The 19,242-nt window shown below is 41.4% G+C and carries 18 protein-coding genes; 2 read left to right on the top strand and 16 right to left on the bottom strand.

Going from position 1 to position 19,242, the window contains the following annotated elements:
* Positions 1–7: 7 nt before the first annotated feature.
* A complete protein-coding gene (locus tag AACH28_RS01385) occupies positions 8–1,309 on the top strand; it encodes a TolC family protein (RefSeq protein ID WP_341832027.1) in 1,302 nt (433 codons plus the stop codon).
* A gap of 123 nt (positions 1,310–1,432) precedes the next feature.
* Here the strand turns inward: AACH28_RS01385 and AACH28_RS01380 are convergent, their stop codons facing one another.
* Entirely contained in the window at positions 1,433–1,699 is a 267-nt protein-coding gene (locus tag AACH28_RS01380) for a hypothetical protein (protein ID WP_172462508.1), read from the bottom strand.
* Between the two features lie 324 nt (positions 1,700–2,023).
* On the opposite strand from AACH28_RS01380, the gene AACH28_RS01375 reads away from it, so the two are divergent.
* Positions 2,024–2,749, top strand: a complete 726-nt coding sequence (locus tag AACH28_RS01375; RefSeq protein WP_341832026.1) for an acyl-ACP thioesterase domain-containing protein — start codon at positions 2,024–2,026, stop codon at positions 2,747–2,749.
* 82 nt (positions 2,750–2,831) lie between these two features.
* Here AACH28_RS01375 and AACH28_RS01370 read toward each other — a convergent pair whose 3' ends face one another.
* From AACH28_RS01370 to AACH28_RS01300, 15 genes are all read right to left on the bottom strand, one after another.
* Positions 2,832–3,461, bottom strand: coding sequence for a gluconate 2-dehydrogenase subunit 3 family protein (locus AACH28_RS01370; protein WP_070561134.1), 630 nt, complete (start codon positions 3,459–3,461; stop codon positions 2,832–2,834).
* Positions 3,462–3,480: 19 nt separating this feature from the next.
* A complete protein-coding gene (locus AACH28_RS01365; RefSeq protein WP_070561135.1) occupies positions 3,481–4,914 on the bottom strand; it encodes a Gfo/Idh/MocA family protein in 1,434 nt (477 codons plus the stop codon).
* A gap of 19 nt (positions 4,915–4,933) precedes the next feature.
* Complete coding sequence (locus AACH28_RS01360; protein WP_070561136.1) at positions 4,934–6,619, bottom strand: GMC oxidoreductase; 1,686 nt, start codon at positions 6,617–6,619, stop codon at positions 4,934–4,936.
* A 42-nt stretch (positions 6,620–6,661) separates the two neighbouring features.
* Complete coding sequence (locus tag AACH28_RS01355) at positions 6,662–7,900, bottom strand: nucleoside permease (protein ID WP_341833097.1); 1,239 nt, start codon at positions 7,898–7,900, stop codon at positions 6,662–6,664.
* 95 nt (positions 7,901–7,995) lie between these two features.
* Positions 7,996–8,919, bottom strand: a complete 924-nt coding sequence (locus AACH28_RS01350) for a TIM barrel protein (protein ID WP_336829920.1) — start codon at positions 8,917–8,919, stop codon at positions 7,996–7,998.
* A 15-nt stretch (positions 8,920–8,934) separates the two neighbouring features.
* Positions 8,935–9,957 carry an FAD:protein FMN transferase gene (locus AACH28_RS01345; protein WP_341832025.1) on the bottom strand — a complete coding sequence of 341 codons (1,023 nt, stop codon included), beginning with the start codon at positions 9,955–9,957 and terminating at the stop codon, positions 8,935–8,937.
* 12 nt (positions 9,958–9,969) lie between these two features.
* Positions 9,970–11,283, bottom strand: a complete 1,314-nt coding sequence (locus tag AACH28_RS01340) for a Gfo/Idh/MocA family oxidoreductase (RefSeq protein WP_046672915.1) — start codon at positions 11,281–11,283, stop codon at positions 9,970–9,972.
* A gap of 26 nt (positions 11,284–11,309) precedes the next feature.
* Positions 11,310–12,278 carry an SUMF1/EgtB/PvdO family nonheme iron enzyme gene (locus AACH28_RS01335; protein WP_341832024.1) on the bottom strand — a complete coding sequence of 323 codons (969 nt, stop codon included), beginning with the start codon at positions 12,276–12,278 and terminating at the stop codon, positions 11,310–11,312.
* Between the two features lie 235 nt (positions 12,279–12,513).
* Positions 12,514–13,104: a hypothetical protein gene (locus AACH28_RS01330; RefSeq protein ID WP_341832023.1), complete on the bottom strand. Its 591-nt coding sequence runs from the start codon at positions 13,102–13,104 to the stop codon at positions 12,514–12,516.
* A gap of 5 nt (positions 13,105–13,109) precedes the next feature.
* A complete protein-coding gene (locus AACH28_RS01325) occupies positions 13,110–13,853 on the bottom strand; it encodes a hypothetical protein (protein ID WP_341832022.1) in 744 nt (247 codons plus the stop codon).
* Between the two features lie 349 nt (positions 13,854–14,202).
* Positions 14,203–14,466 carry a 50S ribosomal protein L27 gene (gene rpmA, locus AACH28_RS01320; RefSeq protein ID WP_046672918.1) on the bottom strand — a complete coding sequence of 88 codons (264 nt, stop codon included), beginning with the start codon at positions 14,464–14,466 and terminating at the stop codon, positions 14,203–14,205.
* A gap of 44 nt (positions 14,467–14,510) precedes the next feature.
* Positions 14,511–14,822 (bottom strand): 50S ribosomal protein L21, encoded by a 312-nt coding sequence (gene rplU, locus AACH28_RS01315; RefSeq protein WP_028068281.1) that lies wholly within the window; start codon positions 14,820–14,822, stop codon positions 14,511–14,513.
* A gap of 160 nt (positions 14,823–14,982) precedes the next feature.
* Positions 14,983–17,025 carry a M13 family metallopeptidase gene (locus AACH28_RS01310; RefSeq protein ID WP_341832021.1) on the bottom strand — a complete coding sequence of 681 codons (2,043 nt, stop codon included), beginning with the start codon at positions 17,023–17,025 and terminating at the stop codon, positions 14,983–14,985.
* 29 nt (positions 17,026–17,054) lie between these two features.
* Positions 17,055–18,563, bottom strand: a complete 1,509-nt coding sequence (locus tag AACH28_RS01305; protein ID WP_046672920.1) for a bifunctional GNAT family N-acetyltransferase/carbon-nitrogen hydrolase family protein — start codon at positions 18,561–18,563, stop codon at positions 17,055–17,057.
* 333 nt (positions 18,564–18,896) lie between these two features.
* Positions 18,897–19,238 (bottom strand): DUF3467 domain-containing protein, encoded by a 342-nt coding sequence (locus AACH28_RS01300; RefSeq protein ID WP_046672455.1) that lies wholly within the window; start codon positions 19,236–19,238, stop codon positions 18,897–18,899.
* Positions 19,239–19,242 lie beyond the last annotated feature (4 nt).

Below are 19,242 nucleotides of genomic sequence, written 5' to 3'. Positions count from 1 at the left end.
TAAAGACATGAAGAGAAATTTCATCCTACTAGTATTACTTTACTCCATCATGTTTCAAGCTCGTGCACAAGAGATACTGACCTTGGAAGATGCGCTAAAAACAACGTTGAGCAATAACTTCAAGATTCTTTTGGCTAAAAATGACAATAATATCGATATGGAGAATACCAGTCTGGGAAGCGCTGGTATGCTTCCGGCAGTAACTGGAACGTTCAATAGAAGTAACTCCATCCAGAATTCAAGACAGGTCAGAGCAGATGGTCAAATACAACAGATTTCCAATGCAAAGAATGATAACATGTCGTATGGAGTCAACCTAAACTGGACGATATTCGATGGATTGGGCATGTTCGCCCGTCGCGATCGCTTCAAAGAAATACAACGTCAAGGGGAAGCGGAGATTAAATATCAAGTGATTACCCAGCTCAGCGAAGTCATGGCAACCTACTACAATCTGGTGCAGCAAAAGCGTCTGTTAAATGCCCTAGATACAACCATCACCTTATCGAGATACCGTGTCACGCTTGCCGAAAATCGCCTGGAGATCGGAAAAGGCTCCAAGCTTGACCTCCTGAATGCAAAAGTCGATTTGAATACCGATCAGACAAACCTGCTCAGACAGCAGGAAAGCTTCAAAAATACCAAAACTTACCTCAATCAGCTGATGACGCGCGACTTGAGCCTGGATTTTCAAATTGAAGACGAAATGAAACTTGATACAGATCTTAAACTTGGTAATCTGATCGAAATTGCCGATCGACAAAATCCGCAGATTCAGCTTGCCATCATCAACAATCGGGTGGCCGAGCTCAACTTAAAAGCAGTTAAGGCCGAACGTTATCCAAAAATTGGCCTAAATAGTGGGTACAACTGGAACGAATCCCACTCCTCCCTCGGTTTCTCGACAGAAAACAAAAATAGAGGTCTTACCTACGGCGTATCGGCTTCCCTTAATATTTTCAATGGATTTCTGCAAAATAGAAACGAACGGATTGCCAAATTTCAGATTAAAGGCTCCGAGCTACAGATACAGCAACAAAAACAAGATATCCAGGCTCAGGTCAGAACCCTATTCCAAACCTACATCACCAATATGGAGCTGGCTAATGTAGAACGGAAAAATGAGGAACTGGCAAAAGAAAATTTAAACATCACGATGGATAAATTCCGTATCGGTACCAACACAACCTTAGAAGTAAGAACAGCGCAGTTAAACTACATCAATGTAATGACACGTAGCTATACAGCACAATATGATGCGAAGGTATCCGAGATACGCCTAAAAGAATTAACAGGCGAAACGTATTAGAAATTTCTTTTTTCAAGAGGTCCTCTTCATGAAGGAACAGGATTTTGAAGCGCTTTTCATCAGCATCTATTTTTAAAAAGCGAAAGGCTCCTTAACTAAATGAGGAGCCTTTCGTTTGTCTATTTAATAGTCTATTGCTATAATAGATTTCAGTGGTATTAACACGCCACTTTTTATCTGAATATATCTATCGGTTAACGACCATACGGTGGTCTCGATACGCTTTGGTCCGGAATCAGTCTCAAAGGCGATTTCAGTTTTGGATTTAAACTCATTTCCCAACCGAAGTGCCCCTTTCAATTTATCCATAAAAGTCGCTGTCTTATCTTCACTCGCCGGGATAAATTTAAATTGAGGAATTTCCTCTTTAGCTATTAGTTCTCCAACCATAATACTAGCATTTAATGTGTAAATTATTGTTTTGCGCTATGCTACTTTTATAACGCTTTAAAGCCAATCTTATTTTATCTCTTTCTGCCATTGGCTTATTTAAATCTACCGATTCCCATGATAAAAATCAATTAAATCCTTGAAAACTATCATTTATTTTACAATAAAAAAACGATTGTACTTTGGACACACTGCTCCGCTTTGAGGGGCACCAGCAAGCCCAACAGGCATTTATAACGAGATATCTAAATATAGTGTCATTTCATTTTGAATTTATAGCCCAAATCATTCATATTGCCTATTTTTGATCAAAACAATATGTAAATGGAAAAATCTGTTTTTGAAAAAGAGTGGGAAATTTATTTCACACAATGCTATTCTAACGGCCGTATTCGTTTCTCCGATTTATCCAATATCCTGCAGCTTACCGCGGGAGAACATGCCAATGCTGTTGGATTCGGTTTTAAAGAAATGGCCAAACATAACCAAACCTGGGTACTTAGCCGCATACGCATAGAGATTGCACGCTTGCCCAAATGGATGGACCATGTCAAGGTGAAAACTTGGGTTCAAGAATTAGAGGGCGCACGCTCAACGCGGAATTTCGAAATTACAGTCAATGGAGAGATCTTTGTTACTGCAACCAGTTATTGGGCTATTATCAATACCGTGAAAAGGAGCTCTGAAACACTCGCAATTTCCACTGAAGATTTTACCACCTATCCTGATCGCCCGGCAACACAACAGCCATTTTCAAAATTGGATATTTCCCAGACCGTCAAAAATATTGATGAATATAGCGTTAGGCTTTCTGACCTGGATATTGTCAATCACGCCAACAATGTAAAATACCTGGACTGGTGTATGGACAGATTGCCCATTGAGCTTGTATTGACCAATCAGATCAGATCCTTAGAGATGAATTACCTGCGTGAATTACGCTATAATGATACTGTAGAGATTAATGGTGATGCGACAGATCAGGGTTACTTTATGACAGTGACCAAACAGCAGCGCATTCATTTTGCGCTGGCCATAGAAACAAAATAAAAAGGGAAAACAAGATAAGAACGCGAAACAATAAAAAAAGGGAGGCTACGGGCCTCCCTTTTTATCTTACATAGCGCATCGTTTATGCAAATGCTTTATCGCCTTTTTTGTAAGGAAGGTTACCATCAAATTTTCCCGGTATCTTCACAAAACGTAATGCTTTTGTACAACCCAGCTCCGAGTTAAAGAAACCGGTCAATGTCAATTGTTTGAACATCGTAAACCAATGTGGTGGATCGTTCTCAACATAATTATACAATTGATTTTGTTTTTCTTTATTCTTCTCCAGAATATCCTTTTGATCTTCAGCTTGCTTTTTATTAAACTCGTTTGCTTCTTTATCCAAAGCAGCTGCAACAGCCGTTCTGTCTTCCGCAGAAAGCTCCAGGAATGGTTTTCCTTTCACCTCTTTTGCCTTATCATCTAAGCTCGCAAAACCAGTTAAAAATGCCTTTTGTTGCTTCTCCGTATAACAATCGCGAACCATGACTGGGATAAAACTTCCTACCCCTGCTTCTTTCGCACCCGGAGTTGCGGTAGCTGGTAAGATTGCTTCAGCCAAGTCACCTAATAAATCAGTTGTCTTCGCTTCAAATAATGCTTGCACATCTTTGGTTGCTGAGCGTGTACAACCTTCCAAAAATAAATTAGCGCCGATAACGGTACCTCCTAAAATTAAGGCAACTCGTTGTAATGCTTCTCTTCTATTCATACTACTAAATATCTTAATTTTAGAAATTATATTTCATTTCCCAACCTTGTCTGTAATTACGTTTTACATATTGATTGACGTTGTCAAAGTTGGTGACACGCATGTTATCGTTATCCCACAACAATTTCAGGTTACGTCCAGGGTATTTACCATCAATACGTAAATCAGCACCTCTGATTGCCAGGTTAGCCATTAATAAAGCTTCTGTCAACGGACCTGCTATTTCAAAAGGTGAACTTACTTCTTTCTTGCCGTATCCAGCCTGACAAGCTTCAACCCATTGTGCGTAGTGTCCACCTTCTTGTCCTGGTACACGGGCATATTTCTGTGCCACCTGCTCTTTTCTTGAAGTCGGCAACAAGCGTGCATTCTGGCCGTAGGTATCCGCAAGGATTTTACCTTTTGTACCTACAAGTAAGATACCGTTACCACCATCACCAAAAATTTCGTTTGGACCTAATTCATCCGGGCGAGCAGGCTGAATACCACCATCCATCCAATGTAAAGTCACCGGACCATTGGTACGTGGTGTTTTAGGGAATGTTAATGTCGCATGGCTCGATGGAGGACAGCTTTCAGGGAAATATCCACGTTTGAATTCATCCACATACACCGATCCTACAGTTGCCTGTACATCCTGTACATAAGTCAATCCCAAGGTACTGAAAGGAACTTCCAACAAGTGACAGCCCATATCGCCCAATGCGCCAGTACCATAATCCCACCAGCCGCGCCAGTTGAAAGGCACCAATTTATCCACATACTCTTTATAAGGCGCTGTACCTAACCAAAGGTCCCAATCCAATTCTTTTGGAACTTCGGCCTTGCCTGTTGGCCATGCAATACCTGAAGGCCATACCGGACGATCTGTCCAACAATATACCGTATGTACATCACCGATCAGACCTGCTTCGTACCATTCACGTACAAAACGTGGTCCATCATTCGATGCACCTTGATTTCCCATCTGGGTAACCACTTTATATTTTTTAGCTGCATGCGTCAATGCTCTCGCTTCCCATACATCGTGAGTCAACGGTTTTTGAACGTACACGTGTTTACCCAATTGCATAGCTGCAAGTGCCTGAATCGCATGTTGATGATCTGGAGTTGATACAGAAACGGCTTCTATACGTTTGTGCTCCTTATCCAACATCTCACGGTAGTCTTTGTAATACTTTGCTTTCGGGTAACGTTTCAATGCACCAGCTGCACGACGGTCGTCCACATCACACAAGAAAGCAAGATCTGCTTTTCCTGAATCATGGAATGCATTGATGTCACTAAAACCTTTACCCCCTACACCAATACCTGCTACTTGTAATTTGTCACTTGGAGCTGTAAAGCCATTTCCGCCCAATACATGGCGAGGGACGATCATAAAAGCCGCAGCAGCTGTTGCCGCGCTCTTTATAAAACCTCTTCTACTCGTCTTATTTGAGTTATTTTCCATTGTTATCAATCTTTAGCTATTAGATGTTACCTTTTTTCAATTCGCTTACTGCGAAATCAACCGCACGAGCAGTAAGTGCCATATACGTCAATGAAGGGTTGACACAACCTGCAGAAGTCATACAAGCACCGTCCGTTACGAAAACATTCAATGCATCCCAAACTTGGTTGTTACCATTTAATACCGAAGTTTTTGGATCACGTCCCATGCGGGCAGTTCCCATTTCGTGGATACCTTGGCCCAAACCATATACGTTATCGTACGTATAGGTATCTTTTACGCCAATGCTTTCCAACATTTCCTTCATTTCATTTTGCATGTCGCCACGCATCTTCAATTCATTATCCTTGATCTCAGCGTCAAATGATAATACAGGTAAGCCCCATTTATCTTTTTTGCTCTTGTCAAGTGTAATTTTATTTTCGTGATATGGCAAGGTTTCTCCGAAAGCAGTAAAACCAACAGTCCAGTCACCTGGCTCACAGATCGCATCTTTCCATGCACCACCAACTTCCATCTCGGCAACAGCACCAGACCAACGTCCACGACCTGCAGCACCCTGGTAACCAAATCCACGTACATAGTCACGTTTTTTGGTATCACCTTCTACATTTACAAAACGTGGCACATACAAGCCTGTTGGTCTACGACCATATACATAGCTATCCAAATATCCATCTATTTTACCTCCGGCACCACAACGGAAATGGTGATCCATCAAATTGTGGCCCAATTCACCGCTACTGCTACCCAGACCGCCTTCCCAAACATCTGTAGCTGAATTCATTAACACCCAAGTCGAGTTCAATGCAGATGCACAAACAAAAATTACTTTAGCGAAAAACTCATACGTTTGGTTTGTTTCAGCATCAACAATTTCAACACCTTTTGCCTTTTTCGTGTTTTTATCGTAGATAATCTTTGTTACGATAGAAAAAGGACGTAAAGTTAGATTGTTTGTTTTACGTGCTGCAGGAAGAGTTGCCGATTGCGTACTGAAATAAGCACCAAAATTACAACCCAACCAACATTGATTTTGATATTGACAATTTACACGATCATGATGCGGAACAGTAATGTTGGCTGTTCTACCCATGATGAAATGACGTTGACCACCATATTGCTTTTTCAAACGCTCAGCCAGGTCTTTTTCAACAATGTTCATCGCCATTGCTGGCATGTAATCTCCATCTGGCAAAGATGGTACACCATCTCTATTTCCGGAGATACCCGCAAATTTTTCAGCATAACTATACCAAGGGGCAATATCCTTATAACGAATCGGCCAATCCACACCGTGGCCATCTTTTAAGTTAGCTTCAAAATCCAAATCGCCCAAACGATAAGATTGTCTTCCCCACATTAAAGAACGTCCACCAACATGATACCCACGGTACCAGTCAAAACGTTTTACCTCTGTATATGGACTCTCCTTTTCATTTACCCAAAAATCCAGGTTCTTCTCATTCAACGGATAATCTCTACGCAAAACCGGATATTCTTCGATCATTTTTTGTGTACGACCGCCAGCATGAGGCCATTCCCATGGATTTTTATTTGGCGCAGTGTAATCCTTAATGTGTTCAATGTTACGACCACGCTCCAGCATAATTGTTTTCAGCCCTTTCTCTGTCAATTCTTTCGCAGCCCATCCACCACTTATCCCCGAACCGATTACAATTGCGTCATAAGTATTTGTTGCCATCTCTCTTCTAATTATTTGTTTTTAAATAGTTATTTTTTCTGTTTAGTGTGCAGCATTTGTACTGTCGATCTTTTCGTCCTTAAATAAAGCTAAAAAGATAAAAAATACAACAGCTGCGATAATTGCAGGTACAACCCAGGTATGATTCCAGAATCCTGCTAGGTCTGTTGCTTTCATTGCTTTGTATTTGTCTCCGACGTAACCCGCTACCCAGAAACCGATCAACTGTCCAACACCATATGTTGCCAGCGTGATCAAGCCCTGTGCTGCAGATTTGTATTTAACACCTGCTTTGCTGTCCGTATAAATTTGTCCCGAAACAAAGAAAAAGTCATAACAGATACCGTGCAATGCAATACCGATCAACAACATGAACGACAATTCACCTGCATTGCCATAAGCAAATAACAGGTAACGGATTACCCAAGCCAACATACCGACCAAAATTGTTTTCTTAAAGCCAAATCTTGTAAAGAAAATTGGGAGTGCCAACAAGAACAATACCTCAGATCCCTGACCAATTGTCATTTTACCAGTAGCATTTTCCAGCCCTATCTCAGAAAGAAAAGGGTTTGCATTTGAATAATAAAATGCCAATGGAATACAGATCAATACCGAAGAAATGAAAAAGATCAAGAAGTTTTTGTCTTTCAACAATTTGATCGCATCCAGACCAATGATTGATGCAAAGGACGGTTTTTCGGTTTCGTCCAGTTTAACCGGTGGAGTTTTAGGTAATGCAAAAGAAAATATACCCAATACTAAAGAAGCAACACCCGATAATAGGAAGGTATTTTTTAATGCTCCTTCAGATGCTTTTGCATCCCAAAAATAGCTAATAACTAAACCAGCAACAATCCAACCAATTGTCCCCCAGATACGTATTCCTGAAAATTGTTTTTCCGGATTGGTCAATTGCCGAAAAGAAACTGAACTAGTCAAAGCCAATGTTGGCATGTAAAGTATCATATAAGCCAAAACATACGGATAAAATGTCGACATGTTTGTTGCGCTATACATCTGATACATTAATACTGCACCGACCAAGTGTAAAACACCCAAAATACGCTCCGCATTAAAATAACGGTCTGCAATCATTCCGACAATAAAAGGCGCGATAATCGCTCCCAATGATTGTGTTGAAAATACATTGGCCTTTTCAAATTCTGTTGCATTCAAATTCTTGCTCAAGAAAGTACCTAATGTGACAAACCATCCCCCCCAAATAAAAAATTCGAGGAACATCATAAAGGATAGTTTAAATTTTATTGTTGATGAAATCATAAAAAAAATGGTGTTTTACAATACTACTAATTGGTTTTACCTGCTCAATTTAAGAAATTAAATCTAATTGTCAATAGTACACTATTAAAATATTACAAAAAGCTATCGACCTCGCGATATGCCGCCACCAAGCGATCCTCACCCTCTTTACCAGGCTTGGAAATACCATGCTCCATCCCCATGATACCCTTATATCCTTTACTATGAATGTGTTTGAATACGTTTTTATAATTGATCTCGCCCGTAGTCGGTTCTTTACGACCTGGATTATCGCCGATTTGAATATACGCAATTTCATCCCAACAACGATTCATATTTGCAATTAAATCTCCTTCGGTACGCTGCATATGATAAATATCATACAAAATTTTACAGGATGGACTATTCACGGCCTTACATAAAGCATAGGTCTCATGCGTTTGCTGCAAAAACAAATCTGGTGTATCACTTAAGGTTTCCAACACCATCACCAAACCATGTGGTTCAAAGATCTCCGCACCCTTACGCATCGCAGTAAGGATATTGCTGAACTGATTACCCCAAGGCAGTTTTCTTTCATAAAAGCCCGGTACCACAGTCAGCCATTTTGCGTTACAACGCTTGGCAGCTTCGACAGACTTCTTGCATGTTTCGACAAACTTGTCCAAATACTCCTGTTTTCCTGTCGCTAAAGAAGGCATCCAGTTTTGTCCGCCATCCACAACAAATACACCCATGGTCATGCCTAACTTCGCTAATAAATCACCGATCTTCTGCTGCTCGTCCAATGTTCTACCCAAATAGCCATTATCTTCTATTCCACGGAATCCCAAATCATACATATACCGAATTTCATCCAGGAAACTATCACCTGCATGATTTTTGAACATTCCCTGATGGGGAGCATAATTTAAATTGAATGTCTTTCCTTTATCCATCGTATTTGCTGTATTTTGAGTTGTAGACGCAAAAGTCTGTCCAGCTAGTCCTGCCCCCGCGGCCAAAAGACTACCTTTAATAAAATCCGATCTCTTCATTTTATTTATAATTGATTAATTTTTAAATAATTTACCAAATCCATCCGAATAAATCGTTTCTATGGACTGATTTTTATTTTTAAAAATGACAAAAACCGCCACACCTTTCAATTTTTTGGCCTTTGTCTTAATTTGTTCGGGTTCCATGCCCATAAAATAATTATCCAGTGCATCCGCTTCCATAGCAGTCTTCGCATAGACGCTGACACTCAATATATCGGTCATGTATGGGAAACCCGAAACAGGGTCAATATGATGACCCAATTTTTTCCCTTTGTATTGAATAAACTTTTCGAAACTGCCGGCTGTTGTCAGCGCCCCTTCATTGAGCTGCGCAACAGCAGTCATCAATTCCTCCCCACTTTCACCATCGGGCTGAACAATACCAATGGAAAAGCCCTGCCCACCTGGCGGAGTTCCCAAAGCCCTGATTTCACCACCTACCTCGACCATATAATTGGCAATTCCCTTACGTTCGAGATAGTCGGCCAAGACGTCTACCGTATACCCCTGTGCAATACCATTAACATCGATTTTAATCCCCTGTTTCTTTTTAATCAGCCGGTTGCCGCTGACCTTCAGGTAATGCATTCCCACCAGTTCCTTCGCTTTTAGCACCGTCGCCGAATCCGGGGCCACCGGGCTCTTATTAGCACCAAAGCCCCATAGGTTGACCAGCGGGGCAATAGTGATATCGAATTGACCTTTCGATAATTTGTGGTATTTAAAGGAAGCATTTATCACCTTAGCCATGTGGCTATCCATCACAACAGACATTACCGTATCTGTATTGAACTTGGATATCCTCGAGTCTTTGCGGTAAATTGACATCGACAAATCGATTGCCGTTAAGATACTGTCAACTTCCGACCGCCTAACAAGACTGTCGGAAGCGAAGTAAGTGATATGGAATTGGGTACCCTGCGCGGGTCCCTCCAGCCGAATTTTATGGGGTTTCGTTGCCGGTATCTGCGCCTGTGCATCAATGCAACAAATCGTAGCAAAAAATAGAAGGCACAAATTCCACTTTAATCCCATCGGCCCAATTGCTTAAATATATAAGTTGGTGTTTTGACCAGGCATCGCTACTGGGTAAAAACCTTCTGCATCCGGAAGTAATTTTGGTTTAGCATCCCAAGCAAGTACATCTGGTCCCAATTTGATGGTCGATTTCAAGGCTTCATCCCACTTGATTACCTTACCGGTATAACAAGCGATACGTCCGATAATACCTGTTAACGTACTGTAAGCACCATATTCTGCATTATCAAATTTATATTCGCCTTTCGAAATTGCCGTAAATAGTTCTTTATGTTCTTGTTGATAAGGGTTTGGATTACCCTTCGCATCATGGCGATAGATTTCCTTTCCTTTCCAGTCGTACAATACTGCCTGTCCACCTGCAGAAAGATAAGCACGTCCTTTTGTTGCCTGGAATTGCTCGTCTACACGGTTATGTATACCTTCGAAGTGTCTACATTGACTATAAACAACGCTGTTGTCGGCATAGGTCAATTCTAATGCAAAATTATCATAGATTTCACCATACTCTTTGCCGGTGCGGTGTGCCCTGCTACCTGTACCTTGGATCGATACCGGGTAAGCACCTTTCACCCAATTGGCGATATCAATATTGTGTACGTGCTGCTCTACGATATGATCGCCACACAACCAGTTGAAATAATACCAGTTACGCATTTGGTACTCCATTTCAGTTTGCTCTGGCTTACGCGGACGCACCCATACACCACCTGAGTTCCAATAAACTTGTCCCGAAGTAACATCACCGATTGCACCCTCGTGAATACGTTTGATCGCCTCACGGTAATTCGTTTGATAACGGCGTTGTAAACCGACTACAACATTCAATTTTTTACGTTTAGCTTCTGCAGCCACGCGTAAGACCTGCTGTACACCAGGGATATCAACAGCAACCGGTTTCTCCATGAAAACATGTTTACCTTGACGGATCGCTTCCTCAAAATGCATTGGTCTAAATCCTGGAGGAGTCGCTAAAATAACAACATCCGCCAATTGAATTGCATCTTTATATGCATCGAACCCCACAAATTTGTGATTGTCACTTACATCGATCTTATCTTGCCATTTTTCCTTCAGCGTTTTATAAGTACTCTCTAAATTATCTTTAAAAGCATCTGCAAGAGCCACCACTTTAATGTTCATGCCCGAACTTAGCGCATCAAATGTAGCTCCAGTTCCGCGGCCCCCACAGCCCACTAAGGCAACTTTGATAACATCCGAACCAGCGGCATATGCACCTGATAAAGGCATTGAGCTCAGCACAGCGCCCCCAGCAACTACAGCAGAAGTTTTAATAAAATCTCTTCTTTCTAGATTTTCCATAACAGTTTTATATTGATTATTTTATATTAAAAGTCTTTGATTGGCTGTTTATCGTAATAAGCCATAATCTCTTCGTGACTAGGTGGGTTGAGGGGCCTGACTAGTCTCATGCCCACGAATGGGGCTTCCGGAAACCACCAGTTACTTTTTGGAATTTGTGGATCCAACTGTTTCCATACGGGATCTGAGGCACCACGCGCTGCAGAGCGCATGTCCTCGGCACCACTGTCAAAAGCACCACCACGTACAACATGTGGATACAGGGTTGTCGGAACGACTACAGGATTAGTCAATACCTTGCCTTTACCTTCATTGTAACTATCGACCTTATATTGATCATAAGTCCATTCGGCAACATTGCCATAAATATCATAAAGGCCCCAAGGATTCGGTTTCTTCTGTCCTACAATATGTGTTTTCTGTTCAGCATTATCTTTAAACCAGGCATAATCTGCTAATGGCGTCGCTTGATCACCGAAAAAATAAGTCGTCTTTGAACCTGCTCGAGCTGCATATTCCCACTCGGCCTCTGTTGGTAAACGGTAAAATACACCGGTACGGACATACAGCCACTTACAGAATTGAATAGCATTGTAATGGGTCATCGCTAGGGCCGGGTGCCCTTCCTTTCCAAAACCAAAAGTCATATCCAAATAAGGTTTGGTCGGTCGCGTAACGGCATCAATCTCTTTCGATACTTTACCGTCCTTACTCTTTGCGATCTCATAATCTTTATACAGAAATGGCTCAAACAGATCCCAGGTTACTTCATACTCGCCCATCCAAAATGGATCCAACTTCACCTCGTGTGCAGGTTTTTCATCCTCTTTCCCACCACTTGTAGTTCCCATTTTAAAACTACCGCCAGGGATTGCCAGCATTTTGAACGTCAGATTAGTCCCTTCAATAGGTTGTTCATAAGGTTCGAAAGCTTTCTGAGCCATAGCGTGCACGCCGGCAAATAACAAAACAGGAATAAAGATTCTTTTTAACATATTTAGGTTTGTAATTAAAGACTAAAATATAAAATAAGGTGTATATTTTACACTTTGAATCTATAACTTTTTTATTACAGTTTAATTCTTAACATAATAGTCCATTCGTAATAGCGATTTAGCCAGATGCTGGCAAGTATCCAGGTTAACTTAACTAGCCTGAAAATCAAGATCAATAAAAAAGGTTTTCCATTCTCATGGAAAACCTTAATATCTTATCACAGTATGCCCCTGTCTAAAGCAGAATCTTACGACTTACCGCTTTATCGATGGTAATATATCCCGGATAGAATACCGACTGCCCTGCGATATTGATAGAAGGTTTCACTTTTAACGTAAATATTCCCTTTTTATTCTCATCTCTCGACATTAAAAAATCCTGCAGGTCCGAATTCTTCAACAAATCATAGATATTGGTCGCTATACGCACATTGGCTACGGTAGATTCTCCGGGCTCTATTTGTAATGATTGATTGACAATCCCTTCCACAAGCTGCTGTCCACCATAAAGAATGATATACTGAAACTTATTAATGGATGCCTTTTTGAGCGTCGGGTTGTCTATTTTAAGCCGGATAACTGCATTCAATGGAATATCTTTCCGCAAATAGGCCAACGCCAGGCTCGGCGCTGCTCCCAGGTCGATTTGATTATTCTTGATCAGTCGTTGCAATGATGTTCCGGCCAACCGAATACTATCTACCGATTCCACATCGAACTTACATTTCGCCAAATTCTCGATCTGTGCCTTTTGTCGATTCACGCCGCAGCCGGAGATAAACAAACCCAGCAGAACCAAACATCCAAATAAAATTTTCTTGCTCATAATCCCTATTTTCCTCCAAATTTATATAAAACTCCCAGTGTAAACAATGGGTACCCTGCTTTTAAATAGGTATTACTTTTAAAACCAAATACCATACCGTTCGTATATTGCAGCTTCCATCCTTTCCCTAAGCCCATCCTTGTATAAAATACAGGTTCAATAAGCATATTGTCTTCTTTCTCTGCCGGAAGACCATCAATAGCGAAATTCTTCATCCGCATATTGCTCAACCGAATGATGGTACCGTAATCGATATCGTACCGGTTGCCAAACAACTTTAGGGCATCCTTTTTCTCCGATGAAAAGTTTACCTGCACAAACACCTTTTCAAAATCCATATCCTTCGTTTCCACAATAGCTTGTCCCATCGTCGACGAACGCTTATCAACCACACTGGTATTGCCTAGCCCATACCCCCCGTAAACCTCAAATACACGATTATTTTTCCGACCAAAGCGTGTATAATAGCCAACCCCCGCTTCGCCCATCTTTTGCGCATAGTCTTTGATATTGGATTTATTATCCACATAGGAACCATTGGCAATGACAGCTACATGATCGGTTACGGCTACCCCCAGGTTGGCCGATACATTAGCCTTTGTATTGATATTACCGGAAACATATACCTCCCCAGCTTCTGTAAACATCGGCGCTGAAGGCACATTAGGCATGTAAATCGAACTACAGGAATAAAATGAACAGGCAAATAACCCGGCACACAAACCATATCCAAACTTGTTGTATCTCATATGTAAGTATTTATTCAATCGTGCTTGCATCCAATGGTATTCCGGAATGTTTCGCCTATTGTCTTAAAAACACCTATCCTTTATAAAAATTGTACCAAAGCTTTACATTTAACAGAAAATAACAATTTAAATAAAACCAAAACCTTAACGCACTCATTACCAACTCCGATAAATTGGCGGGGCAGCAGCGCTGCGGGTCAACGATATTGCCAACAGTGGCTCTGTGCAACGAAAGTGCAGCAAGTAGCATCCGATTTCGTTCATATTGCCCAAGGGTAGATCCATGGGAGAACAGACAAACAAAAAAAGGCATCAATTTCTTGATGCCTTCCAATATTGTTGCAAAACCTTACGCTTGTTCTGTAGGAACTACAGATACATAAGATTTATTGTTAGCTTTTTTACGGAAAACTACTTTACCGTCTACTAAAGCGAACAATGTGTGGTCTTTACCAATACCAACGTTTGTGTCAGGATTGTGTTGTGTACCGCGTTGGCGTACGATGATGTTACCAGCGATTGCTTGTTGACCACCGAAGATTTTGATACCTAAACGCTTGCTATGTGACTCACGGCCGTTCTTAGAACTACCCGCACCTTTTTTGTGTGCCATTTCTTTATCTTAATTTAAGACTATTTGTCTGATTAAAAATTCAATTATAACGTAATACCAGTGATCTGGATTTTAGAAAATTGTTGACGGTGACCGTTTTTCTTTTTGTAGCCTTTACGACGTTTTTTCTTGAAAACGATAACTTTATCGCCTTTTAAATGAGACAAAATTTTAGCCGAAACTTTTGCACCAGCAACGCTAGGTGTACCAATGGTAAATTTACCACCGTCTTCTGCTAACAATACATTGTCAAATTCAATACTAGCGCCTTCATCTCCTTGTAAACGGTGTACAAAAAGGAACTGGTCTTTTGCAACCTTAAATTGCTGTCCTGCTATATTTACTATTGCGTACATTGTTAATTAATTAAATGTGTTATTAAATGAAGGGCAAAAGTAATCAGTTTTTATCATAATTCAAAGACAAATTTACTTTTTCGTTTCCATTTAAACGTTATGAGTTGAACAGCATTGTCTTAATCCGTATCGGGACAATGCTGTTCACCCCTGTTTTCGCTTACCAAACCAAAATTCTCTTCTCAGGTGCTACATACATTTTTGCCGTAGGCTGTACATTAAATGCTTTATAGAAGGCCTCCATATTGTATACGGGACCATTTACCCGAAATTGTTCGGGGCTATGTGGATCAACTTTTAAACGTAACCGCATACGCTCATCGCTGCTCTTTACGCGCCACACTTGCGCAAAACTCAGGAAGAAACGTTGATCTGGTGTAAAGCCATCAATTTTATCCTGCCCCTGCCCTTGCTTGGTTAATTTGAAAGCATCATAGGCAATATTTAAACCGCCGATGTCCGCCAGATTTTCACCTAGCGTAAGCTCACCGTTTACATGTTGATTGTCTAACAGCGTAAAACCACCATATAACTTCGCTACCTGATTGGCGCGTTCCGTAAACTGTTTCGCATCCACTGCCGTCCACCAATCGTTCAAGTTACCGTCTTTATCATATTGACGCCCCTGATCATCAAAACCATGTGTCATCTCGTGTCCGATAACGGCACCGATAGCGCCATAATTGATCGCATCGTCCGCGTTGGCATCGAAGAATGGGAACTGCAAGATCCCAGCCGGGAATACAATTTCATTATATGGTGGATTGTAATAGGCATTCACCGTAGGTGTCGTCATCAGCCATTCGGCCTTGTCAACCGGTTTGCCGATTTTACCCGCCATTTCTTTATAGGCATGCTTTGCAGCAGACTGCAAGTTGGCATAGTAGGTATCTTTGGCTACCTCCACGTCACTATAATCTTTCCACTTCTCGGGATAGCCGATTTTTTTGGTGAACGCTTCCAATTTTTCAATCGCTTTCTTTTTGGTTTCAGGTGTCATCCAGTCCAATTTCTCAATCCGGCTCTTATAGACTTTTTGCAAATTGTCAACCAATTCGAGCATTCGTTTTTTTGCTTCGGGTTTAAAATACTCATCCACATACAACTTTCCGACAATCTCGCCAAGGTTCTCGTCGGCCGAGCTCACCATCAGCTTCCAACGCTCTTTCTCCTGTTTCTGTCCATTTAGGGTTTTTCCGAATAATTCAAACTTTGCATCCCTGAAACCTTTGCTCAGTGCCGTCGCAGAAGCATTCGCTAAATCTGCTTTTAGTTTTGTTTTCCAACTAGCTAAGGACTGTGATTTCAACAAATTATTTAGCGCAAGATAAAATTTAGGTTGCTGTACCAAAATGGTATCGGTCTTCACATCCAAGCGTTGCAAAATATCCTTCCAATTGAGGTTTGGCGTTTGTTTCTGAAATTCCTGCACCGCAAATTTATGGTAGTTTTTGATGGGATCCCGCAATTCCACCGGTGTAGCATGCGATTTGGCAATTTCTGTTTCCAAGCGCAGCACTTCCTCCGCCGACTTTTTTGCATTTGCCCCTTCGCCGATCAGCCCGAATAATTTTACCAGATACGCAACATAGGCCTCCCGGATTTTCTTCGCTTTGTCATCCTGATCTAAGTAATAACTTGCTTCAGGCAGGTTGAGTCCTCCCTGAAAAAATTGCAATGCATTTTTAGTGCTGATCCGGTCATCTGCGGCCACATAAAATGTAAAAAGATCACCATCACCCTCTTTAAATCCATCCGCAGCATAAGCGATCAATTCATCGATACTTTTCAACCCATTGATTTTTTTGATGGCCCCTTCGATTGGTTTCGCGCCCAATTTATCAATCGTCACCGTATCCATACCACTCGCAAAGAAATCGCCGGCCTTTTGCTGATCGGAACCTTTTTTGTTGTCAGACTTCGCCGCACCTTCCAAAATAGATTTCAGGTTTGCCAGGTTTTCATCAGCAAGAATATAAAATGAACCCCAGCCAGTTTCAGAAGCCGGGATCTGGGTATTTTTCATCCAGCTCCCATTTGCATATTGGAAGAAATTATCTCCTGGATTCACGGTGGTATCCATGCCTGAGACATCAAAAAAATTTGTGCGGACCTCCTGAGCAGTATCGCTTTTCTTATTTGACTGACATGACATCAGCATTAAGACCATGGATAGCGTCCCCCATTTGACTTTTTGTATCATATTTTAAGAGATTAAAAGCGTATTTAAATTTACTTCAAAAGTTTCACTTCATACAAATCCTTCCGTCTATCCTTCTTGACTTTAACGGTACCGTACTCATGTAGGTCTCGCAGGGCATAAAGATCAACGTCCGCAATAAGCACCATCTCGGCATTCGGTGTCGCCTCAGCTTTAATGGCATTATTGGGAAAAGCAAAGTCCGAAGGGGTAAAAACAGCGGACTGCGAATATTGTATATCCATATTATTCACACGCGGCAAATTGCCCACGGAGCCTGCAATAGCCACATAACATTCATTTTCTATCGCCCTAGCCTGCGCACAGGTACGCACCCGGATGTATCCGTTTTGGGTATCCGTCATAAAGGGCACAAATAGGATCTGCATCCCCTGATCGGCCAAAATACGGCTCAGTTCAGGAAACTCTACATCGTAACAGATCAACAGTCCCACTTTACCACAATCGGTGTCAAACACCTTTACCTCACTTCCGCCCACCATACCATAATATTTAAATTCATTTGGGGTGATGTGAATTTTTTTAAACTCATCCAGCTTACCGTTGCGATGACAGAGGTAGGAAACATTATAGAGCTTTTTGTTTTCCATCAAAGGCATCGACCCTGCAATGATATTGACGTTGTAGGAAACAGCAAACTGTTGAATGCGATCGATAATCTCGGAGGTATGCTGCGCAAGCCTTTCCATCGCCAGGCGCTCGGGAAGATCGTTATAAGGGCTCATGAGTGGCGTATTGAAAAATTCCGGAAACATGATAAAATCTGTTCCATAATCACTCACGGTATCCACAAAAAACTCGATCTGATCATAAAATGCCTCCAGATTATCAAACAAACGCATCTGCCATTGCACCAGCCCCAAACGGATCGTCTGCTTGGTGGTCGAAATGGACCGTGTCTCTGACTCATAATAAATATTATTCCATTCCAACAGGGTAGCAAACTCCATCGATTCAGCATCTTCAGGCAGATAATGCTTGAGTATTTTTTTGACATGAAAATCATTTGAAAGCTGAAAGGTCAGCGTCGGATCATAGATCTCCTTGCGTTTGACTTTCTCGATGTAAACCCGCGGACTCATTTTATCCGCATAGTTATGGTAATTGGGAATACGGCCCCCGGCAACAATACATTTGAGGTTCATCTGTTCACACAGCTCCTTTCGCGCATCATAGAGACGCCGGCCGAGACGTAACGCCCGATGTGCCGGATGAACAAACACTTCTATCCCGTAAAGGGTGTCTCCATCATCACTATGCTTGGTAAACTTACCATCATCGATAATCTCATAATAGCTATCGTAAATATTATTCTTTTTTGAATTCAGGATAATGGACAAGGCACAGGCAACGACATGTCCATCAATCTCCACACATAATTGCCCTTCGGGAAATATATCAATCAAATCCTGAATATTTTCCTTTGACCAGGTCTCACCTGCACCATCATAAGCCTGTTCCATCGATCGTTTCAAATCAACATAATCCTTCTTTGTCAAGTTCCGCACTTGAATATCCATATAAATCTCCTTTTTGAATTAGTTATCTAAATTTAGTAAAAGTAAAGGCCAGGCACAAGGGCTGGCCACAGGTAATATACCAGGTATGGCGCATCGACTACAGGCGCCAATATCCATAGATAACAAACTTTATCCGTTTTAGTTCGCAGGCATAGCCAATATGCCTAGAAAATTCCTTCCAAGAGCCGGTCAGAATGGAAAAGAAGAATCAGCCGATGAATCTCGAAGAATCAGCTACGCGGCTAAAGTTAGGCGCTTCCTAAAAATAACATCATAAAAAAAGCGCCAATGTTCAATTGGCGCTTTTGATATCTCAATGATAGCTGCAATCAACTATGCTTGACCTTGTGGCGTTCCAAAAGGGAATGCAACTGTAGGATCACCACCTTGTTGAGGTTGTTCAGCAACACCTAAGTCCATTTTAATTGGGCCATTTAATGCTTCGAAACGGTTCACGTTATCAACCAATGCACCTAACAAGCGTTTTGCATGCTCTGGAGTCAAAACGATTCTTGATTTCACTTTTGCTTTTGGCACTCCTGGCATCACACGGATAAAGTCAACCACAAATTCAGTATTAGAGTGAGTGATAATCGCAAGATTTGAGTAGGTTCCTTCTGCTACTTCTTCTGTCAACTCGATGCTCAATTCGTTTTGATTTTGGTTATTTTCCATAATA

Source organism: Sphingobacterium thalpophilum (assembly GCF_038396785.1).
Lineage (GTDB): Bacteria > Bacteroidota > Bacteroidia > Sphingobacteriales > Sphingobacteriaceae > Sphingobacterium > Sphingobacterium thalpophilum_A.
Note: the sequence above shows the minus strand (reverse complement) of the source record. Positions and strands in the feature narration are given on the sequence as shown.

Bases quoted from the DNA above. Each gene is read 5' to 3' on its own strand.
- AACH28_RS01375 (WP_341832026.1), top strand. From the start codon at position 2,024: ATGGAAAAATCTGTTTTTGAAAAAGAGTGGGAAATTTATTTCACACAA.
- AACH28_RS01360 (WP_070561136.1), bottom strand. From the start codon at position 6,619: ATGGCAACAAATACTTATGACGCAATTGTAATCGGTTCGGGGATAAGT.
- AACH28_RS01300 (WP_046672455.1), bottom strand. From the start codon at position 19,238: ATGGAAAATAACCAAAATCAAAACGAATTGAGCATCGAGTTGACAGAA.
- AACH28_RS01365 (WP_070561135.1), bottom strand. From the start codon at position 4,914: ATGGAAAATAACTCAAATAAGACGAGTAGAAGAGGTTTTATAAAGAGC.
- AACH28_RS01370 (WP_070561134.1), bottom strand. From the start codon at position 3,461: ATGAATAGAAGAGAAGCATTACAACGAGTTGCCTTAATTTTAGGAGGT.
- AACH28_RS01310 (WP_341832021.1), bottom strand. From the start codon at position 17,025: ATGATACAAAAAGTCAAATGGGGGACGCTATCCATGGTCTTAATGCTG.
- AACH28_RS01335 (WP_341832024.1), bottom strand. From the start codon at position 12,278: ATGTTAAAAAGAATCTTTATTCCTGTTTTGTTATTTGCCGGCGTGCAC.
- AACH28_RS01330 (WP_341832023.1), bottom strand. From the start codon at position 13,104: ATGAGCAAGAAAATTTTATTTGGATGTTTGGTTCTGCTGGGTTTGTTT.
- AACH28_RS01350 (WP_336829920.1), bottom strand. From the start codon at position 8,919: ATGAAGAGATCGGATTTTATTAAAGGTAGTCTTTTGGCCGCGGGGGCA.
- AACH28_RS01340 (WP_046672915.1), bottom strand. From the start codon at position 11,283: ATGGAAAATCTAGAAAGAAGAGATTTTATTAAAACTTCTGCTGTAGTT.
- rplU (WP_028068281.1), bottom strand. From the start codon at position 14,822: ATGTACGCAATAGTAAATATAGCAGGACAGCAATTTAAGGTTGCAAAA.
- rpmA (WP_046672918.1), bottom strand. From the start codon at position 14,466: ATGGCACACAAAAAAGGTGCGGGTAGTTCTAAGAACGGCCGTGAGTCA.
- AACH28_RS01345 (WP_341832025.1), bottom strand. From the start codon at position 9,957: ATGGGATTAAAGTGGAATTTGTGCCTTCTATTTTTTGCTACGATTTGT.
- AACH28_RS01325 (WP_341832022.1), bottom strand. From the start codon at position 13,853: ATGAGATACAACAAGTTTGGATATGGTTTGTGTGCCGGGTTATTTGCC.
- AACH28_RS01305 (WP_046672920.1), bottom strand. From the start codon at position 18,563: ATGGATATTCAAGTGCGGAACTTGACAAAGAAGGATTATGTTGATTTG.
- AACH28_RS01385 (WP_341832027.1), top strand. From the start codon at position 8: ATGAAGAGAAATTTCATCCTACTAGTATTACTTTACTCCATCATGTTT.
- AACH28_RS01380 (WP_172462508.1), bottom strand. From the start codon at position 1,699: ATGGTTGGAGAACTAATAGCTAAAGAGGAAATTCCTCAATTTAAATTT.